This is a genomic window from Companilactobacillus kimchii DSM 13961 = JCM 10707, from assembly GCF_001435445.1.
Taxonomy (GTDB): Bacteria; Bacillota; Bacilli; order Lactobacillales; family Lactobacillaceae; genus Companilactobacillus; species Companilactobacillus kimchii.
Genome location: NZ_AZDH01000014.1, coordinates 21,915 through 43,161, shown reverse-complemented (window position 1 = coordinate 43,161; position 21,247 = coordinate 21,915). Strand labels below are relative to the sequence as shown.

At 34.3% G+C, this 21,247-nt stretch carries 13 protein-coding genes; 9 read left to right on the top strand and 4 right to left on the bottom strand.

The annotated features are described in order from the left end of the window. Positions 1-143: 143 nt before the first annotated feature. Complete coding sequence (gene ppsA / locus FC97_RS05625; protein ID WP_054642537.1) at positions 144-2,540, top strand: phosphoenolpyruvate synthase; 2,397 nt, start codon at positions 144-146, stop codon at positions 2,538-2,540. Positions 2,541-2,658: 118 nt separating this feature from the next. Then, a complete protein-coding gene (locus tag FC97_RS05620; protein WP_054642538.1) occupies positions 2,659-3,219 on the top strand; it encodes a hypothetical protein in 561 nt (186 codons plus the stop codon). Positions 3,220-3,391: 172 nt separating this feature from the next. Here FC97_RS05620 and FC97_RS05615 read toward each other — a convergent pair whose 3' ends face one another. Continuing rightward, positions 3,392-4,522: a GGDEF domain-containing protein gene (locus FC97_RS05615; RefSeq protein ID WP_054642539.1), complete on the bottom strand. Its 1,131-nt coding sequence runs from the start codon at positions 4,520-4,522 to the stop codon at positions 3,392-3,394. A 260-nt stretch (positions 4,523-4,782) separates the two neighbouring features. Next, positions 4,783-7,380 (bottom strand): Ig-like domain-containing protein, encoded by a 2,598-nt coding sequence (locus tag FC97_RS05610; RefSeq protein ID WP_054642540.1) that lies wholly within the window; start codon positions 7,378-7,380, stop codon positions 4,783-4,785. 153 nt (positions 7,381-7,533) lie between these two features. Here FC97_RS05610 and FC97_RS05605 point away from each other — a divergent pair, with 153 nt between their 5' ends. The 5 genes from FC97_RS05605 (at position 7,534) to FC97_RS13570 (ending at position 15,282) form a co-directional block, all read left to right on the top strand. Then, positions 7,534-8,349, top strand: coding sequence for a MerR family transcriptional regulator (locus tag FC97_RS05605; protein ID WP_054642541.1), 816 nt, complete (start codon positions 7,534-7,536; stop codon positions 8,347-8,349). 74 nt (positions 8,350-8,423) lie between these two features. Next, positions 8,424-9,119: a DUF554 domain-containing protein gene (locus FC97_RS05600; RefSeq protein WP_054642542.1), complete on the top strand. Its 696-nt coding sequence runs from the start codon at positions 8,424-8,426 to the stop codon at positions 9,117-9,119. 217 nt (positions 9,120-9,336) lie between these two features. Next, a complete protein-coding gene (locus FC97_RS05595) occupies positions 9,337-12,411 on the top strand; it encodes a type I restriction endonuclease subunit R (protein ID WP_054642573.1) in 3,075 nt (1,024 codons plus the stop codon). Positions 12,412-12,419: 8 nt separating this feature from the next. Further along, positions 12,420-14,069 carry a type I restriction-modification system subunit M gene (locus FC97_RS05590; protein ID WP_054642543.1) on the top strand — a complete coding sequence of 550 codons (1,650 nt, stop codon included), beginning with the start codon at positions 12,420-12,422 and terminating at the stop codon, positions 14,067-14,069. Beyond that, positions 14,062-15,282, top strand: a complete 1,221-nt coding sequence (locus tag FC97_RS13570) for a restriction endonuclease subunit S (RefSeq protein ID WP_199800806.1) — start codon at positions 14,062-14,064, stop codon at positions 15,280-15,282. The genes FC97_RS05590 and FC97_RS13570 overlap by 8 nt, the downstream gene beginning before the upstream one ends. 46 nt (positions 15,283-15,328) lie before the next feature. On the opposite strand, the gene FC97_RS05580 is transcribed toward FC97_RS13570, so the two are convergent. Continuing rightward, a complete protein-coding gene (locus tag FC97_RS05580) occupies positions 15,329-16,255 on the bottom strand; it encodes a site-specific integrase (protein ID WP_054642546.1) in 927 nt (308 codons plus the stop codon). Positions 16,256-16,344: 89 nt separating this feature from the next. Continuing rightward, positions 16,345-17,508, bottom strand: coding sequence for a restriction endonuclease subunit S (locus tag FC97_RS13660; protein ID WP_256970468.1), 1,164 nt, complete (start codon positions 17,506-17,508; stop codon positions 16,345-16,347). Positions 17,509-17,771: 263 nt separating this feature from the next. On the opposite strand from FC97_RS13660, the gene FC97_RS05570 reads away from it, so the two are divergent. Continuing rightward, positions 17,772-18,575: a TIGR00282 family metallophosphoesterase gene (locus FC97_RS05570; protein WP_054642549.1), complete on the top strand. Its 804-nt coding sequence runs from the start codon at positions 17,772-17,774 to the stop codon at positions 18,573-18,575. A gap of 13 nt (positions 18,576-18,588) precedes the next feature. Further along, complete coding sequence (gene mutS / locus FC97_RS05565) at positions 18,589-21,246, top strand: DNA mismatch repair protein MutS (protein ID WP_056967913.1); 2,658 nt, start codon at positions 18,589-18,591, stop codon at positions 21,244-21,246. The last annotated feature ends 1 nt before the right edge of the window (position 21,247 follow it).

Below are 21,247 nucleotides of genomic sequence, written 5' to 3'. Positions count from 1 at the left end.
TTTAAGCCAAAAATAGTTTAAACAGGTTTACTATTTGTGATTGAATGAACTATAATGTGGTCGTAATGAAATTACTTATAAAAAGTAATTTCAATTATGCATAGAATCGATTCAAATCGGAAATATAAGGAGGCAATATTATCATGAGTAGTCGAGATACTGCGAATGTTTTATGGTTTGATGAATTGCACCGTAAGGATGTTAATTTAGTTGGTGGAAAGTCTTCTTCTTTGGGAGAAATGACTTCTTCAATGGACGTACCGGTACCATATGGTTTTGCAACGACCGCACGCGCATATCAATACTTCATGCACCAAACTGGATTGAACGATAAGGTTAATTCATTGTTGGAAAGTATAAGTGACTACGAGAATTCTGATGAACTTCACAAAACATGTGAAGAGATTCGAAATTTGATCGTTGGAGCAACGATGCCAATTGATTTGGCTGATGATATTAAGAAAGCATATGCTGATCTTTCTGACAAGATGGGACAGACCGATCCATTCGTAGCTATTAGATCGTCTGCTACAGCTGAAGATTTGCCTAATGCTTCGTTTGCTGGTCAGCAAGAGTCTTACCTAAATATTAGAGGAGAGGATGATGTTGTTAACCGTGTACAGCAATGTTATTCATCACTCTTTACTGATCGTGCAACGTACTATAGACACAAACAACATTTTCCACATGAAAAAGTTGCTCTGTCAGCTGCTATTCAAATGATGGTCTTCTCTAAAGCATCAGGAATCATGTTCTCAGTCAATGTTGCAAATGGTGACGAGTCTAAGATTGTGATTGATGCTATTTATGGTTTAGGTGAATATATTGTTTTAGGAAAAGTAACACCTGATCACTTTGTTGTAGATAAGCAATCAATGAAAATTGTTGAAAAGAATATTATTAAACAGCCAGTTGAATTAATAAGAGATTCAACTGGCGGTACTAAAGAACAAGAAGTACCTGAGGAATTACAAGGACAACCAGTCCTCACTGACAGCCAAGTGATCGAATTAGCTGGATATGCTAAGGAAATTGAACGCCACTACGGTAGTTACATGGATATGGAATATGCCCTCGATAGCAATACTAATAAATTGTGGATCGTTCAAGCTCGTCCAGAGACCGTTTGGTCACAACGTAAGAAGAATAAAGCTAACGGTGGAGATGATAACGTGGTTGCAGAAGCAGATGCTAAAGTTGCAGTTCGTGGATTGCCAGCCAGTCCAGGTTTAGCTAGTGGTGTTGTGCATGTTATTGATGATCCAAAAGATATTGATCAATTTAAAGAGGGCGAAATCCTTGTTACCTTGATGACATCACCTGATTGGGTTCCTGCTATGAAGAAGGCCGCTGCCATTGTAACCAATAATGGTGGGATGACTTGCCACGCTGCTATTGTTTCTCGTGAAATGCAAATTCCATGTATCGTTGGTACTAAGAGTATGAATATTGCCGCAACTGATGCTTTGAAGACAGGCGACGTTGTTACAGTTGATGCCACAAACGGCATTGTCTATATGGGCAAAGTTGAGAGTTTGCTTAAGAAACCAGAACCAGCTCAAGCTGGAGGTCAAGTAGTTGCAGCTGAGACATTTGCTCCTACAGCAACTGGGGTAATGATGAATCTTGGTGATCCTGATTTGGCTGATAAATATTCAACATTGCCAGCTGACGGAATTGGTTTGATGCGTGAAGAGTTCTTGTGGACAACTTTTATTCATGAACATCCACTATATTTGATTGAACAAGGACATCCAGAAAAAGTTGTCGACATGTTAGCTGATGGAATTGCTAAAGTCGCGCGTGCTATGGCTCCTCGTCCAATGGTATTACGTTTCTCAGATTTCAAGTCCAGTGAGTATCGTAATTTAAAGGGTGGCGACAAGTATGAACCACATGAACCAGCTGATTTGTTAGGTTGGCGTGGTGCTTCACGTTACTATGATCCTAAATATATTGAAGCCTTCAAACTTGAATTAGCTGCCGTTAAGAAAGTACGTAATGAATTTGGTTTGAAGAACTTGAATGTTATGATTCCATTCGTTAGAACTGTTGACGAAGCTCAAAAGGTTACCGATATTATGCGTGGTGAAGGACTTGTACGTAGTGTCGACTTCCATGTATATATGATGGCTGAAATTCCAACGAATATTATTTTGGCCGATCAATTTAATAAATACGTTGATGGTTACTCAATCGGATCAAACGATTTAGCAATGTTGATTCTTGGCTGTGATCGTAATAATGATACAGTTGCTAGTTTGTTCGATGAACGTAACCTAGCTGTTAAACGTGCGATCAATCACTTGATTAAAGTAGCTCATAAGGATGGCAAGACTGTCGGTATTTGTGGTCAAGCACCATCAGAGTACCCAGATTTCACTAATTTCTTGATTAAATGCGGTATCGATTATGTTTCAGTTAACCCAGATATGGTTAAGGAAACGAAACGTAATGTGGCTCGCTTTGAACAAAGAATTATGTTGGACAAGGCCACTGGGAGGGGACTAAATGATCCAACAGACTATGATTGGAAATAATTAATTAAATTATACCGGTAAGACTGCATACAACGTGTGGTCTTATTTTTTATTGTCTTTGTGAATGTGAAAAGTATAGAATTGTTTACTAGAGTATAAAGAAGAAGAGAGAATTAGAATGGATAGTATTGAATTTGGTCGCAAGATTAACTATGTGCCAATGACTGTGAGTTTGGTAATTGGAATATTAGTTGGTTTAGTGATAACGGTATTTACGCATCAGATATTATTAGCAGTAATTTTAGGAGTAACTTTTCTTGTTATAAGTGCGCTTATTTTTGCTAAAACCTTATCAGATTTTTATGGTTATTGGGAAGTTACCGACGACGGCATTAGATGCTATGATTATCAAAATTTTGGTGTCAAATTTCAATCAGTATTGATGCCTTTTAGCGAAGATAAGATGAGTTTTAAATTTGATGATGTTAAGTCCTTGAGAGTAATCGTGGGTCGGGAAATGAATGCACCTGCCAATATTTTAGGTGGTTCATTCTATGCACCTAAGAAGATTATGTTTAATTTGCCAACACCATATTATTTGGAAATAAAGTTAAAAGATGGGCGAGAAGTCAATTTGGATTTGTCAGCCGATTGGGATGATACGGAAACAATCGAGTATGTTATTGCTATTATTTGTGATAAGGCTGGCATTGGTGCTGAAATGGTTAAGCAATCATAGAGTAAGTAGTATAAGTGTATGTGTGCTTGAAATTCTTACTCCAGACTAAATATTGTTTTAACTATTTAGGGCTTTAATTTTGAAATTAAAGAGGTATTCATGTTAACCAAAATTAATCGGTTAATATGAACACCTCTTTTTATGATTGATAAATAATACAAAAATAGATTGTTTAACTCTTGGTAATTCGCATACGTCCGTTTCTTTTTGATTGGTAAAGTGCATCGTCGACTCGACTATAAAATTCGTCTGAGTTGAGATCATTTTTTCTTATTTCAGAACTGCCTACGGAGACTGAAACGTCAACGGTTTGATTATTGAAATTGAATTGAGAATTATTGATGGCGGTGAAGATTTCTTGAGTAATGGAATCTATTTCCGATAATTTATAATTAGGTAAGATAATATTGAATTCCTCACCACCGGTACGATAAAATCTGATATTTCTATCGTTAGCATTGATAACTGTTTGTGTGATGTCAGCGACTTGTTGTAAAACTTTATCACCAACCAAATGCCCGTAGTGATCATTGATACTCTTGAAGTGATCAATATCGAACATGATCATGGCAACGTTAATATCGTTACTTTGATGTTGATTGAAGAGAGCGTGAATGTCATTGTCGAATGCAGCAAAATTTTTAACATGGGTTAGAGCATCTAAATGAGCAAATTCGTAAAGTGTATGTTTAACGCGGACATCACGAACGAAGAAGCCGATGTAACAGTAGACAAAGATTTCAAAAATAATTAAGTAAGATACTTGTTGAAAAATAGTAGCGCCGTTAAGTGAAAATTTGATTCTAGCCAAACTCCAAAGAATTGTACCGAAGAATAGTCCATCTAGCATATAGTAAATAAATGGAAAAGGATTAGTTCGCTTTTTCTTGATATATTTCAACGAGTAATAAAAAAGAAATAACGTTAAGGCAAAACACCATGACTCCCAATAAAAAATTGCTGAATTGAAGATCATGAATGCTAAGACAATGGGAATGAAAATAGGATAATTAACTGGTGCATCTAGAAAAACAGCACAGAAAATCAAAGCGATAATTTGAAAATTAATGAAGATCCAAGTAGCTTGGTGATTGACAACAAGAGCTTGTAATCCGAATAGGAGAATGAATAAATACATGATTCCTAGTTGAGCTTTGAGAATACTGGATTCAATATTGATTTCTTTTAAAGATAAAACGGATCTGACTCCATCAAATAATATTTCGTAAATAATAAAAACACCAAAGATAAAGAAGAGACTAGTGAGTAAAGGCATCTCCTGTAAAACATACTTTGTTAACAATTTTTTTATTAACCCCCTTTAGGAAATATGCTTAGATGGCCTTATATAATAAAATGAAAATATATTTTTCAATTTTTGATACATAGACATTATACATAAGTAATAATAGATTTATAACAGAATGATTATGATTTTTGTCTCATAATAGACGAATTACATAAAAATGTGGAATATCGCATTAAAGATTATCTTATGGAAAATAAATATCCAGCAACTTTTTGATAAGTTGCTGGATACCTTTTATAAAGTAAATAATTACGTTATTGTAGTACGTCTTGCATTGACCAAGTAATCTTACCTGAATATTTACCCGCAGTAGCGGTGCCAGGAACACGCAAGCGCCACTGTTTTAAACCAATATAGTTGGTTAGATCATAATTTGTATGTGATCCAGAAAAACCTTCATTCTTGATAGGAATACCATTAACTGAAAGGGGCAACCAATTTTCTTTATTAGAATTATTGTTTTGGTTAAAGTAAATAGCATTGTCATCATTTTGAATCAGTTTTGAATTATCACTAGTATTTTTAATAGAATCGTTACCATCATTATCGTAGCCTACGGTAATTTGGAAAGGCGTATCACTAGTGTGATCAACTATTAAATGACCGTCAGTTTTGACATTAGGCAATATTTTTTCAGAGCCAGAGCTGTTGATAGTACCAAAATCGATGGAAGTTGGTACTTGTTCGAAACTCATTGTCGGTGCTGTTTCCGCAATATTTAGAATAGCACTGGTAGATTGAAAATTGTTATATGTTTTACCATTAGCTGTTTTAATACTATTCAAAACAGCAATGTTAGTCGCGGTTTGTTTAGTGACAGCTGTAACTGTAGCTTTAAACCCAATTGTTACTGTACCGTTATTTGCAATAGCACCTAGATTAATACCATCAACGTCTCCACTTTGTGCAACACCATTTACCGTGACACTGCCAGACTTTAGTTCAATTCCCTCAGGAAGTTTATCATTGAAGATGGCACTTTTTACCGTATCAGTTCCGGTAGGTTTGATTGTCGCTTTATATTCAATAGTGTCACCTTTTTTACCATCAACTGAACTTGAAAAACTACCAGTTGGATTAGTAGTGTCGTTACGTAATGTCTTGTCGAATGAGATGTCGAGATGAGGACTTGCTATAGGTATTTTTACACTGTCATTATAAGTAGCAGTAGTATCAAGTGCGACTCCACTGGCATTTTGATTATTACCATAGAAAGAGGCTGAGTTAGTCAAACTAGAACTTTCCCCAGCAGCAAATGTAACCGTAGCATCAAAGGTAACAGTGTAAGTAGCTTTATCTTCTAGAACCTTATTTGGCGTAAAGTTGATTGTATTATTTGTCGTTGAAGAAGCAGGAACACTGCCTTCTCCATCAGCAACATCTTTGTCATATTGATTGGAACCAGAACCGTACGAGACTGATTTGGTAGAAACATATTTAACGGAATTTTGATCTAGTTGTAATCCCTTAGGCAAAATATCAATTAGTTTGCTGTAATTCCAGTGGGAATTCAAACCATTATTAACAACTTTTAGTTTGAAATGAAGTGTGTCGCCAACATTATTTGTTCCATCAGAATTCTGATTACTATTTGTATAAGTCTTAGTTACGATAGGTACGGCGTAAGGGGAAACAGTTGCACCTATTGTTGAAGCGTAGTGACCTGTACTGCCAGCGGGCAATGTGACACTATCCCATCTCAATACATATGCCGAATTTTGACGACCATTAGCATCAACAATAGCTTGCAAACCACTATTTTGCGTTTCGGCAAATAGAAGTGGTTCTCCGGCTTTTTTGTCGGTATCACCAGGATCACTGCCACCAGGTTTAAGGTTAGGTGTTAATACGTTACCAGCGTTACTGTTGACAGGTTTACCTTTAATGTCTTGCGAATATTGGCTGGAAAAAGCGATACCCATGTAATTTTTGAATCCACCGGGGACATTGTTTGTAACGAATAATTTAGATTTACTGTTGTTAGTATTCTTAGCACTATTAATGTAAAGTCCTTGACCGCCGCCGATAGCATAAAGTGGAACATCATCACCAACGGCATCAACGCTAGTATTAGTAGTAGCGTCATATATGGTACTATCGTCGTTCATTGCAGTATCTTCGCCAAAATATGGTTGGAATTGTGCCGATCCAGAAGGATTATAGACGTAAAGTTCACGTTGGACAATAGGTGCTCCAGTTGATGAAGGGCGTAAAACAACTTCAGCATAAGTACGGGCGCCAGGTCCACTGACTAGGTATCCAGCAATTTTTAAGACCAGACGATTGCTATTATCGTGACCATACATAAAGACTTTTGGACTCATTTTTCCCATTACAGAGTGATCAGCATAATATTTACCTGACGAGCCAGAAACAAGAGCATAATCGAACGATGAATCAGAGGTTCTCTGAGGACTACCGTTGATGTAAGAATCTTGTCCTTGATGAACAATACTATTGTATTTACCATGATTATCAATAAAGACGTTGATTTTAGAATAGTAATTATATCCCGCACCGGAAACACCACTATTCAATTTGGTAACGTCAGTGGCTACAGTATTATCACCGCCATTTGTCACATTACCATATTTGTCACGAGCCGATCCAAAGGTATATTTCAAATAAACACCATCACTAATCCGAATAGAACCAACGTAACCGCTGTTACTGGGATTAGTTCCTGATATCTGATGCCACGTACTAATACCATCATCAATTTTGTTGGTGTTAGTTATTACATCACTTTCAGAAGTAGCTTTAACATTTAAAATTGTGTTGTTAAAAGTAATAATAAAAATAAATACTGCGAACAAGGCCACTAGAGACCCTCGAATATATTTATTAATCATTTATATCCTCCCCTAAAGATACAATAATAATTAATCGTATTTTCTATCAATATCATTATATATTTTAATAAAAAATAATTTGATTCAATTATCAATTATTATTTTGTTGGAGATTGAATTAAAATTCACAATATTTTAAAGAGGGTGTATTAATTGAATCCTTTATTCACCATTGGACAATTATCAAAAATTTTTAGAATAAAAATAACCACACTTCGCTATTATGACGAGGTGGGGTTATTGAAACCGGCTAAAATAAATCGTAAGACACATTATCGCTATTATTCGACTGAACAATTTGAAAGATTGAATGTAATTACTTATCTGCGAGCATTGGGACTATCAATCGAGTCAATCAGAAAATTCTTTGAGGCCCGTGATACCTCATTGTTGGAGAAAATGCTACGAGACCAAAAGTCACAAATACATCGACAAATAATGATGTTACAAAGGATAGAACAACGAATTGATGATCGGATTACTCAAGTAAATGATGCGATACAGAGTAATTTAAACGTGATTGAGTTAGTCAATTTGCCATCAATTCCAGTCATATTTTTAAGTGAAAATTATCATGCCAAAGAGGATATTGAGTTACCAATCACTACTTTGAGACAAAAATTTGGTGTTGATAAAAGTATCTTTTTAGGTAAGATTGCTCTAATGTTATCAAAGTCAGAATTAGAGAAAAGTCGATTTGAGAATTATAGCGGCTTATTGTTGATACTTGAACCGGGAGACGATAAGGTAGCGACCGGCGAATTAATAGCAGGACAATACTTACGTTTAAGGTTTAATGGAACACACGAGACATCTGCTATTCAGTATCAGAAAATGATGGATTATTGTCAAAAACATCGTTATCAGGTTATAGGGGATGCTGTAGAAACAGCTTTAATCGATTATGGAATAACTAATGATCTGTCTAAGTACGTTACAGAAATTAGAATTCCCGTTAAAGAAATTTAAAATAAGTTGACCCTCCACCGACTAGAGAGTTTATAATTTAAAATTAACGAAATGATATTATTGGGGGGATAAACATGATAGGAACAACCTTTAATGTAGCAATGATTATTGGTGGCAGTTTTGCTGGAAGTTATTTTAAAAAAGGAATCAAGGCTGAATATAATGAGATTTTGACGCAAGCCTTAGGATTGGCCGCAATGATGATTGGAATCAATGCGGTTGTGGGAAATATGTCAAAAAGTCACTATCCTGTTTTGTTTATTGTCAGTTTAGCAATTGGGGGACTGATCGGACAATGGGTCGACTTAGAAAAAAATTTTGATAATCTAGTTGGAAAGTTTTCCAAGAAGAGCACTGATGGTGGCAAAAATTTGTCTGAAGGATTAGCAACCGCCATTTTGTTGTATTGCATCGGTTCATTGTCAATTTTAGGACCAATACAGGAAGCCTTAAATCACGATTCCACTTTCCTATTTACTAATGGAATGTTAGATGGTATTACTTCAATTGTTTTAGCATCAACATTTGGTATCGGAATGGTTCTGGCTGCCATTGCTGTATTTGCTTGGCAAGGTAGTATTTATGTAATTGCGCTACTTTTACAGAATTCGATTAATACTAATATGATTACTGAATTAACTATTGTCGGAGGAGTGCTGATTTTTGCTTCTGGATTGGGATTGTTGAATATTCGGAAGATTAAAGTTTTGAATCTCTTGCCTTCTTTGTTGGTTCCTATTATTGTGATTGCTGTTATGCAATTGTTTTAGATATAAGCGAGGACTCTCCTGAAAAGGCGAGTCCTTTTTTGAATACAATTATTTGTGGATTTATGTGAATACGTTATTATTCTAAAAATCTCAAAAATGAATTAAATTTTAATTAGTTATTTCGTAATTTAGGGACTTATTTTTGATAAGATAAAGTCAAATATGTAAAAAATTTACAATCGCAACTAAATCTTTACATTTGTTTAGGGGGAAACAAATTGTGATAAAAACTAATGAGTTAGATTTTGAAGATGATTTAATCAGCCATTTGGTTGATTTGGGTGGAACAAAGCAATGGAGTTATCTTCCTAATATTAAAACAACTGACGATTTGTGGGCTAATTTCAAAAGGATCGTTGAACAACATAATCAGGATCGTTTGGATGCGCCACTGACTAGGTCAGAGTTTCAACAAATAAAAGTCATTATTGGTCAATTAGAAACTCCATATCAAGCCGGACAATTTTTGTATGGTATGAATGGAATCTCTCAAGTTGAAGTGGATTTGGACAATGGTAAACACGTATATCTTAGAATATTTGATCAAGATAATATTGGTGCTGGGGATACGATTTATCAGATAGTTAATCAAATTGAACGACCAGCAGTTATTCCTGGTCGAAAAAATCGACGCTTTGATACAACTCTATTAATCAATGGACTGCCAATTTTACAAATTGAAGAAAAAGCCGATGGGCATGATGCTAAAGAAGCCTTAAATCAGATGCATCAGTATATTGATGAACGTCAATATACAGATATCTTTTCAACTTTACAAATATTGGTCGCCATCACACCGCATGATAGTAGATATATGGCAAATACTACTACAGACAAATTTAATACTGATTTTGCTTTTCGCTGGCAAAAGGCTGATGATAATAAGCCGGTCTTTGATTGGAAAGAGTTTTCCAATTATATGTTGTCAATTCCAATGGCACACCAAATGGCTACTAACTATATGATTTTGGATGGAACCCCAAAACATCAAATGATTAAAGCCATGAGACCATATCAAGTTTATGCTACACAACGTGTTATTAGAAAAATACGTGAACATGATTTTAGTATTGGTAAACAAGGAATAGGTTATGTTTGGCATACGACTGGTTCGGGTAAAACAATTAGTTCGTTCAAGGCTGCTTGGTTAGCTTCACGTTTACCAAACGTTGATAAGGTTGTTTTCTTAGTTGATAGGATTGCCTTAACTAATCAAACTGTTGATGAATATAAAGCTTATGATCCAGAAAATATTGATGAAAGTAACGGAGGAGTTGTAACTGATACAGCTAATCGTTGGATTTTATCTAAGAAACTATCCAAAAAGGGTAATGGAATAATCGTTACTTCTACTCAAAAAATGGATTCGATGGTTCAAAGTAGTAATTTCAGACCTATTGATAAAAATATTGTTTTCATTGTTGACGAGGCTCATCGTTCAACTTCAGGAGATATGCTGAAACGAATTAAAGATGGATTCCCGAGATCAGCTTGGGTTGGTTATACAGGGACACCAGTTTTTGATGAACATCCAACAACTCAGGAAGTTTTTGGTGATTTAATTCATGCTTATACGATTAGGGATGCTATTGCTGACGGAAATGTTTTAGGATTTAAAGTTGATTTTGAAACGACTTTGTCAGATTCAGTTTTACGTGAACAATACTTACCTGAATATTTTAAGGGACGTTATCCGGGAATGTCAGATGAAGATATTGAAATGCGTATCGACAATATGACTGATGCAGATATGGATGATACTGTTGAACCATCAGTTTATGATAATAATCCTAAGCATATTAAGCTAGTAGTTGATGATATTATCAAGAATTGGAGCAAACGATCAAGACAAGGTAAGTATAATGCTATATTAACGACCCATGTTGGTGGTGGTAAGGCTTCAACACCAATGGCCATGATGTATTATCGAGAATTCAAAAAACGTGACTCAGGTTTGAAAGTAGGAATTACTTTTAGCCAGACTACGTCGAATAGTGATAATCAGTTAGATAATAATAAAGATTTGCGGGAGGCAATGGCTGATTACAACAAAGAATTCGATACAAGTTTTGGAGATCAAGATGTTAAAGATTACACCGCTCAAGTGGTTTCTAGACTAAATAGAACAATTGATGACGGTAAGTATTTTGATATTGTAATTGTTGTTGATCAATTACTAACTGGTTTCAATGCTCCACAAATGAATACGTTATACGTTGATCGTACTTTGCATGGTTCTGCATTGATTCAAGCTTATTCAAGAACTAATCGTGTTTATGATATGCAGACAAAACCATTTGGTCGAATCGTTAATTATCGTTGGCCACATCAAACCGAGAAGTTAATGAAAGAAGCTCTAGCAATATATGCAAATCGAGATTCAGCTAATATTCAATTGGAATTGCCCGGTGAGGTAGATGTGATTGCCAAACCTTATGAAAAAGTTAAATCAGAATTAAAAAAAGTTACTAAACAATTGAATAATTTTTCTGATGGTTTTACAGGAATCCCTCAAGATGACAACCGTATTGAAGAGATGTATTCAGCCCTGCGTAAATATAATCATTTGATGGCTATGGCTAAACAAGACGATAAATATGATGACAAAAATCCTGATACTCTTTTGCGTGAATTAGGAATGGATGTAGACACTGAAGAGGTATTAACGACAACTTTAAGCAATAAGCTGAAAAAGGAAGTTGCTAGGATTCATCATGTTGATGTATCACAAATTGATCTTCAGATGGAACACGTTAAGGCTATTCGAGTTAATTATGATTACTTGGAAGAATTGATTGCTGATTTGATGAATCAGTACCATGACGATGACTTGGAAACTGCTAATAAAACAGCTAAAGAAATTAAATCAATTTCTGATAAGGTTGACAACCGTAAGTATGCTGAACAGATTAATCAATTTACCGATGACGTTTTAAATGGCAATGTTAAGTATTCTGACACATACCCTGTAAAACAGAATGAAATCAAAAAGTTAGTTTCAGGTCATAATGACATGCGTTTGCGTAATGATATCTTTGACTATAAAAAGAGTTGGGGATTGACTGATATTGAGGCATCTCAAGACGTTAATAAATTGGTTTCAGATCATGTAAAAGATGCCGATGATTTAAATATTGATGGGGCTTTAGATGAAATAGTTAAAGAGGCCTGTGTTGTTTATCGAATGGATGCTGAATCTGAAGAAGTTAAGAAATTATCAAAAATTAAATACCGTACTCATTTGAGAAGAAGCTTTAAGAAGTTTGCAGATCAAATGGTTGATAAATATTAGGAGAAATTATGAGTAAAGCACAAGAAATAACTGGTCAAATTTGGGAAATGGCAAACCGCTTGCGAAGTAATATGGATGCCAGTGAATATCGTAATTATATTTTAGGATTTATGTTTTATCGATATTTGTCAGAACATCAAGAACAACGAATGGTACAAAATGATTTAATTGATGTTGAAGAAGGACAAAGTGTTAATGATGCTTATATTGAGCAAGCTAGTGGTGATGATTTAAATGACTATCTAGAAGAACTGGCTGATTCATTAGGTTACGCTATTGCTCCCCAATATACATGGCAAACGATTGTAGATAAGGTAAATGATAATTCAATTGCACCATCTGATTTTCAAGATATGTTGGATAGCTTTAATCACAACGTTGATTTGAATAAAAATGCTAAACAAGATTTTCATGGCGTATTTGCGGATATGAACTTGGGTAATTCACGATTAGGACAAACAACTGCTGCTAGAGCAAAGGCTTTAGTTGAAATTGTTAATCTGGTTGATGAAGTTCAATATAAAGATGATGACGGGCATGACATTTTAGGTGATATTTATGAATTTTTAATTGCCCAATTTGCTGGTAATTCAGGTAAAAAGGCTGGAGAGTTCTACACACCTCACCAAGTTTCAGAAGTTTTAGCCAAATTAGTGACTATTGATTTAAATCCAAAAGAAGATAAACCAAGTGTTTATGATTTTGCTTGTGGTTCTGGTTCATTGCTACTAACTGTTCAAGAACAGATTAAAAATCGTAGTTTGTTCTATTATGGACAAGAACTGAATACGACTACTTATAACTTAGCCCGTATGAATTTGATGATGCATGATGTTTCATATATGAATATGGATTTACGTAATGCTGATACTTTAGAGAGCGATTGGCCTGATGGTATTGATTCTAGTGGTGTTGATCATCCACGTAGTTTTGATATGGTTGTGGCAAATCCACCATATTCAGCTCACTGGAATAATGAAGATAATAAAATGAAAGATCCACGTTTTAAAGAATATGGCGGTTTAGCACCAAAGACTAAAGCAGATTACGCCTTCTTACTTCATGGCTTATATCATTTAAGTAATGAGGGTACTATGGCAATAGTTTTGCCACATGGTGTTTTATTCCGTGGTGCTAAAGAAGAAAAGATTCGTAAAGCATTGCTGAATAAGAATCAAATTGATGCTGTGATTGGATTACCTGCTGGATTGTTCTATTCAACTGGGATTCCAACATTAGTGATGGTCTTGAAAAAGAATAAGACTAATAAAGATGTCATGTTTATTGATGCAAGTAATAATTTTGAAAAGGGTAAAAATCAAAATATTCTTCGTGATGATGATATTAATAAGATTATTAACACTTACAAAGAACGTAAAGATGTTGATAAATATGCTCACATTGCTCCAATGAGTGAAATTGAAGAAAATGAATTCAATTTAAACATTCCACGATATGTTGATACTTTTGAGCCTGAACCTGAAATTGACTTGGGTGAAGTTACTAAAGAAATTCGAGAAAATAACAAAAAAATTATGGAAAATAAAAATGAGTTGCTTTCAATGATGAAAGAACTCACTTCTTCTGATGAAAAGACTCAGAATGATCTTGATGATTTTATCTCCATGTTGAGTGACGAGGTGAATAATCATGGATAAGAAAATGGTGCCTGAGGTTCGATTTAAAGGGTTTACTGCCGATTGGGAACAGCGTAAATTGGATAAAATATTATCTGAAAGTTTAAGTCCAGGAACAAATGGATTGAAAAGTAATAAATTAAGCGTGAAACTTTGGGGTAAGGGTGTAGTAAAAAAGCCGGAAATTTATAAAGGAAGTAGTTCTACTAAATATTATAAAAGACACTCTGGGCAAATAATTTATGGTAAATTAGATTTTTTGCATGGTGCATTTGGAATAATTCCCGCAGAATTAAATGGATACGAATCGACTATAGATGCACCAGCATTTGATGTGCATGGAGAGTTTAACAGCAACTTTTTATTAGATATCTTTGTTCAAAAATCTTTTTATCTAAAAAAAGGAATCATCGCTAATGGATCACGTAAAGCCAAAAGAATAAATGAAGAAACATTTTTGAATATGTCAGTAAGTCTACCTAAAAAAAGGGAACAAGATAAAGTCAATGAATTGATTAAAAAGACATCAGATTTAATTACTCTACAACAACGGCAGTTAGACCTATATAAGAAACTTAAAAAGGGATTATTGCAGAAATTGTTCCCTAAAAACGGGGAAAAAGTACCTGAGGTAAGATTTACTAATTTTCATGATGATTGGGAACAACTACCGTTTTCAAAAATTGGTACTAATTTTAGTTATGGCCTAAATGTTAGCTCTAAAGAGTATGATGGCAAAAATAAGTATATTAGAATTACTGATATTGATGATAGTAACCACAAATTAATTGAAAAAAATTTAACATCTCCAAATGCAAATTTAGAAGACATAAAAGATTATCAATTAAAAGAAAATGATCTATTATTTGCACGCACTGGCGCAAGCGTCGGAAAATCATATCTATATGATAATAATGATGGCAAAGTATTTTTTGCTGGTTTCCTAATAAGAATGGAAATTAATAATAAATTTGATAAAAACTTTGTATTTCAAAATACTTTAACAGATAAATATCAACAGTTTGTTAAAATCACTTCTCAAAGATCTGGGCAACCTGGAATAAATGCCAAGGAATACGCTAGTTTTAAAATATTTATTTCTAAATCTTTGAATGAACAAAAAATGATTGGTAAATTATGCTTTCGTTTAAATAATCTAATTAATCTACAACAAGATAAATTGGAAGAACTAAAATTTTTAAAAAAATATCTCCTACAAAATATGTTTATCTAACAAAAAAATCAAACATAACAATTTAAATATTGTTATGTTTGATTTTTTACATTAATTGAGCCATTTGCCTCATTATTTTTTCACCATCTTGTGTTTCTAGTTCTTGAATAATATGAAGATAAGTATCTTGTGTGGTGGTCATATTAGAGTGCCCAAGTCTTCTCGCAACACTGGCAATTGAAACACCAGCAAATAAAAGAATTGAAGCATGAGTATGTCTAAGTCCATGAACAGTTATGACAGGGACTTGAGCATGTTTACATAGAACAGTTAGACGGTTGTTTACAGTCGAATTAAAAACACGTCGTTTAACAAAAATCGGTTCATCTTCAGGTAAATTCTTCACCAATTGTGAGAATTGCATAGCAGTTTGCCAATCGAGTTGTACTTTTCTAATTGAAGAAAAGTTTTTTGTCGGTTGAAATCCACCCTTTGTTGCCCGATAATTCCAAGTTTTACTAACGTTTAATAATTGCTTGGTAAAGTCAAAATCATTTGGAGTAATCGCCAAAGCTTCCGCAAATCTTAATCCAGTTTTAGCTACTAGTAAAATATACCAATCCCAATTCAATTCCGTTCCTAAATCAAGTTGTCTAATTAGTTGTTGTAACTCATATTGATTTAAAAACTTCGGTTTTTTATTACCTGGCTTTTTACCTTTAATAACAATTTTCCGGGTAGGGTTTTGTTTGATTAATCCTTCATCTAAAGCATCTATGATTGCACTTTTTACTTGATGATGAAAATCTAGAGTTGTTTGTTTCTCATGTTCCAAAGCATAATCATTGATCAATTTCTGATAAGTTCGACGATTCAAATCATTTAATTTTAATTCTGGAACCAATTTAGTAATCCACTTTAAACACATATAGTATTTATCTAAAGTTACTGATCTAATAGCATTAACTTTGTACAATTCAATCCATTCTTCATAATACTTATAAAATAATTGTGACGATTTAGTTCTGGACATAGAAAAAACCTCCGAATAATTTATATGGTATTAAATTTAGATACCAGTATTTATTATCCAGAAGTTTAAAAATCTAGCATTCGTTTTTGTTAAATAAATAACTTTTGCAGTAGATATTTTTTCAAAGTTTTTAATTCTTTTATTTTTTTATTTTGTGTAATACTTGTGTCATCAATATTTTTTAATAAAATTCCGATATATCGTTGTTCCATAACACTTTTAGGCACTAAATTAATATAATTTGAAATCTGTTTCAAAGAAATATGTTTGATAGCATTTCCAACTGATAGTTTCCTCATTTCTGACAAGAAACGATTACTAGATGTTATTTGATATACAAATTCAAATTGATTCGATTGAATCCTTCCAACTCTTTGAGCAAGTACAGCATTTTTATTAGAGAATAATCCTGTTTTTCCTAAATTAACGCCGTCCATTGTAACTAAAATATTTTTTCCGTCTAAATTGTACTTTTGAATTGTTTTTGTATCAGATATATCGATTCTATCGGTTTTAAAACTATTAGATTTGGAATCATTTGAAATATTCTTATTGGTTATTACTAGATATTTTCCATTTTCATTAAAATCAGAACTACTAAACGCTTTTCCAGTTGAAACTGTACTTAGATCACTTAACTTATATTCTTCCCAATCCTCAGAAAAATTAACAAATCTCACCTCAGGTACTCTTTTCCCATTTTTAGGGAATAGTTTCTGCAATAATCCCTTTTTAAGTTTCTTATATAGGTCTAACTGCCGTTGTTGTAGAGTAATAGACAAATCGACGTCCTTTAGAATATTCCCAACTCTACTTTGTTCAGGAATACTAGGAATATAGAAAGGTGATTGTGACACACTTTTCCAATCCGATCTGGGCATTTTTGTTCCAGATGTGTTATTAGCAACCTTTTGGTAACTTGAAGATTGTATTAAATAGTAAACAAAATTTACGTTTGTCCCTTTAGTTTTTAATACCCAGAAATCTCCTAATGCAATACCCTTAAAGTTCGATAGATACCATTTTTTTAAATATGGCCGTAGTTTACCAAATAAAATATTATTTTTTTCAAACAGAATGCCTTTTCTATTATCGAATTTTTTACTTATATCTTTATTGAGTGTTCCATAACCTGAATTAATATCTTCGTATTCCAATTTAGGTAAATTATTAGAATTAGACATGTTGTTAATTCTTGTTACTATGTCAAGAAACTTTCGAAGTTCCCAAGTTTCAGTGCAAAAAGTAGTTATAAAATTTTATAAATTTGATTATTTTTGCGAAGTGAAAGTCTATAATATCAACAAGAGAAATTATATTTTAAATAAAAATAGCTATTCGAATTTATTAGTGGGTAGGAAAACAATCCAACAATATAGCTGGGAACATAATTTGCCTTCGGATTTAAAAGGAAGTTTTTAAGTGTTAAAATATACGACCAGACGTTCGTCTGGTCTTTTTAATTTCCTCTAAAATTGATACAATATCATAGGTAAAGATTGGGGATAAAAATATAATGAAAATACTTTTCGTTGGCGATGTCGTAGGTTCTGTCGGCATTAAAGCTATAGAAACATATCTACCTGAGATCAAGAAGAAGGTTAAACCACAATTAACAATTGTTAATGGTGAGAACGCCGCTGGTGGCAAGGGTACAAAAGAGCCTGATTATCAAAAAATCACTCGTGCCGGTGCTGATGTCGTAACGGGAGGAAATCATACTTGGGATAAGCGTGAGATCCTTGACTTTATCGATGATCCGAAGAAAAATATTCTCCGTCCATATAATTTTCCTGGCAATCATGTTCCTGGGCGTGGTTATCTAGAAATTAATGTGAATACTAAAAAAGTCTATGTTATCAATATGATGGGTACTGCTTTGATGCAACCAATCGATAATCCATTCCTTGAAGCTGATAAGTTGCTTGAAACTTTAGATAAAGATGCTATCAAGTTTGTCGACTTCCACGCTGAAACAACTAGTGAAAAAATTGCCTTTGGTAATTATGTGACTGGTCGTGTCTCAGCTGTCTGTGGTACACATACTCACGTTCAAACAAATGATGCACAGGTTATCAACAAGCAAACAGCTTACTTAACTGATGTCGGAATGACCGGCTCATATGATGGTATTTTGGGTGACAAAAAAGAACCAATCATCAATCGTTTCCTAACACAAAGACCTAACAAATTTGATGTCGACGAAGATGGTCGCATGCAAATCGGATTCGCAGTTATTGAAATTAATGATCAAACAAATAATGCACGTAGTATCAAGAACTATGTCATTACACCAAACAATCAATCTTTCTTGAATTAATGGAGGGGAATTCATGCCTCAAAAAACTAAAGAAACACCAATGATGGAGCAATATCTGGAGTATAAGAAACAATATCCAGATGCTTTTTTGTTATATCGTGTCGGTGATTTTTATGAAATGTTCTACGACGATGCCGTTAAAGGTTCACAGATCCTGGAACTAACTTTGACATCCCGTAATAAAAAAGCTGATGAAGGCATCCCAATGTGTGGAGTTCCTCATCATGCAATTGAGGGTTATATCGATACACTTGTGGATAAAGGCTATAAAGTTGCTGTCTGTGATCAATTGGAGAATCCCGCTGACGCAGAAGGTAAGATGGTTAAACGTGGTGTTACACGAGTAGTTACACCAGGTACTATCATGGACAAATCGGATCAAGCTAAAGAGAACAATTACATCACAGCAATCACAGCTAATAAAGATGTCTTTGGCCTAGCTTATGCAGACTTATCCACCGGTGAAGTAAAGGTTACATCAGTTACTAGCCAATTAGATTTAACAAATGAATTGCAAAATTTGGATACTAAAGAAACTGTCGTTTCCGGCAGTTTCCCACAAAAATATCTCGATCAATTACGTAAATACGGTATTCTAATTTCTAAATTGGATGAACTGGATGACAATTACAGTTTTGATTTCTCACAAATCAGTTCAGATTTAGAAGTATCCACCGTTAAGCTGTTGATAAGTTATTTAATCAAGACGCAGATGCGTTCACTGGATCATTTGAAGGCTGCTCAATCATATGAGACTTCTTCATATTTATTGATGGATCATTCAGCTCAAAGTAATCTAGAATTGTTCAAAAATATCCGGACTAATAAGAAATCCGGAACACTTTTGTGGTTATTGGATGAGACTAAAACTGCTATGGGTAGTCGGTTGTTAAAACAATGGTTAGCTCGTCCTTTGATCAGTGTTGAGAAGTTGAAAGAACGTCAGCACTTCGTTCAAGTCTTTATGGATAACTATTTCCAAAGATCATCCTTCCAAGACTATTTAACAAAAGTTTACGATTTGGAACGATTAGCTGGTCGAGTAGCTTATGGAACTGTCAATGGACGTGATTTGATTCAGTTAAAGACCTCGCTCGAACAAGTACCCGAGATAAAATCGATTCTTTTAGACATTGGCGACGATGAATTGACAGCCTATGTGGAAAAAATTGATGAAGTGGCTGATATTCGTGAACTGATCGACAAAGCTATTGTGGAGGAAGCTCCAATATCCATTACTGGTGGTGGCTTGATTAAAGAAGGTTACAATGACCAACTCGATAAATATCTAGATGCCTCGAAGAATGGTAAGCAGTGGTTAGCTACTTTGAAGGCTAAGGAACAAGAATTGACTGGCATCAATAATCTGAAAATCGGTTATAACAAAGTTTTCGGTTATTACATTGAAGTTAGTCGTGCTAATATCGACAAAATTCCTGAAGACCGCTATCAAAGAAAGCAGACTCTAGTTAACGCCGAAAGATATATTACGCCTGAACTAAAGGATAAGGAAAGTTTAATCCTTGAAGCTGAAGAGAAATCCAAGAGCTTGGAATATCACTTATTTGATCAAATCAGAAAGAAGATTAAAGATCAGATTAGACGAATCCAATCACTAGCTAACATCTTGTCACGTTTAGATGTTTTGCAGAGTTTTGCGGTTGTCAGTGAAGAGTATCATTACGTTGCACCAGAGTTTATTGACAAGCATGAGTTAAACATCACTAATGGTCGTCATCCGGTTGTGGAAAAAGTTTTGAGTAATAATAGTTATATTCCTAATAACGTTGACTTTGATGATCAGACAGATATTCTTCTGATTACTGGTCCCAACATGTCTGGTAAGAGTACCTATATGCGTCAGATGGCTTTAACAGTTATCATGGCTCAAATTGGATGTTTTGTACCCGCTGATTCTGCACAGATGCCTATCTTTGACCATATCTTTACTAGAATTGGAGCCGCTGATGACCTTATTTCTGGTGATTCGACTTTCATGGTTGAGATGCGTGAGGCTAATGATGCTTTGAAGAACGCTACTCCAAACAGTTTGATCATCTTTGATGAAATCGGTCGAGGAACAGCTACTTATGATGGAATGGCTTTGGCTCAAGCAATTATTGAGTACATCGATAAGCATGTTAAGGCGATGACTTTGTTCTCAACTCACTATCATGAATTGACTGAACTAGAAAGTCAGTTGCCTGGTTTAAAGAATGTGCACGTTGATGCTTCAGAGGAGAATGGTGATTTAGTCTTTCTTCATAAAGTATTGCCTGGTCCAGCCGACAAATCATATGGTATCCACGTTGCTAGGTTGGCCGGATTACCAAATGACGTATTAGTTCGAGCTGGTAAAATTTTGAGTAGTTTGGAAGAAACTTCGGTTCATACGACGACATCTGATAGTATTCATGAAGATGTTCAACCAGTTGTAAAAGTTCAACCAGAACCAGAGGTTGTTCCTGAATCAAAACCAGAGTCAAAATCTGAACCAGAAGTGGCAGAAGACACACAAATGTCGTTGTTCCCAGAAACATCTAAACCAACTAAGAAATTATCATCTAAAGAGAATCAAGTTCTCAAGGAACTAAATAATCAAGATTTAATGAGTGTCACACCAATTGATGCCATCAATTTACTTTACAAGTGGCAGAAGAAACTTAAATAAA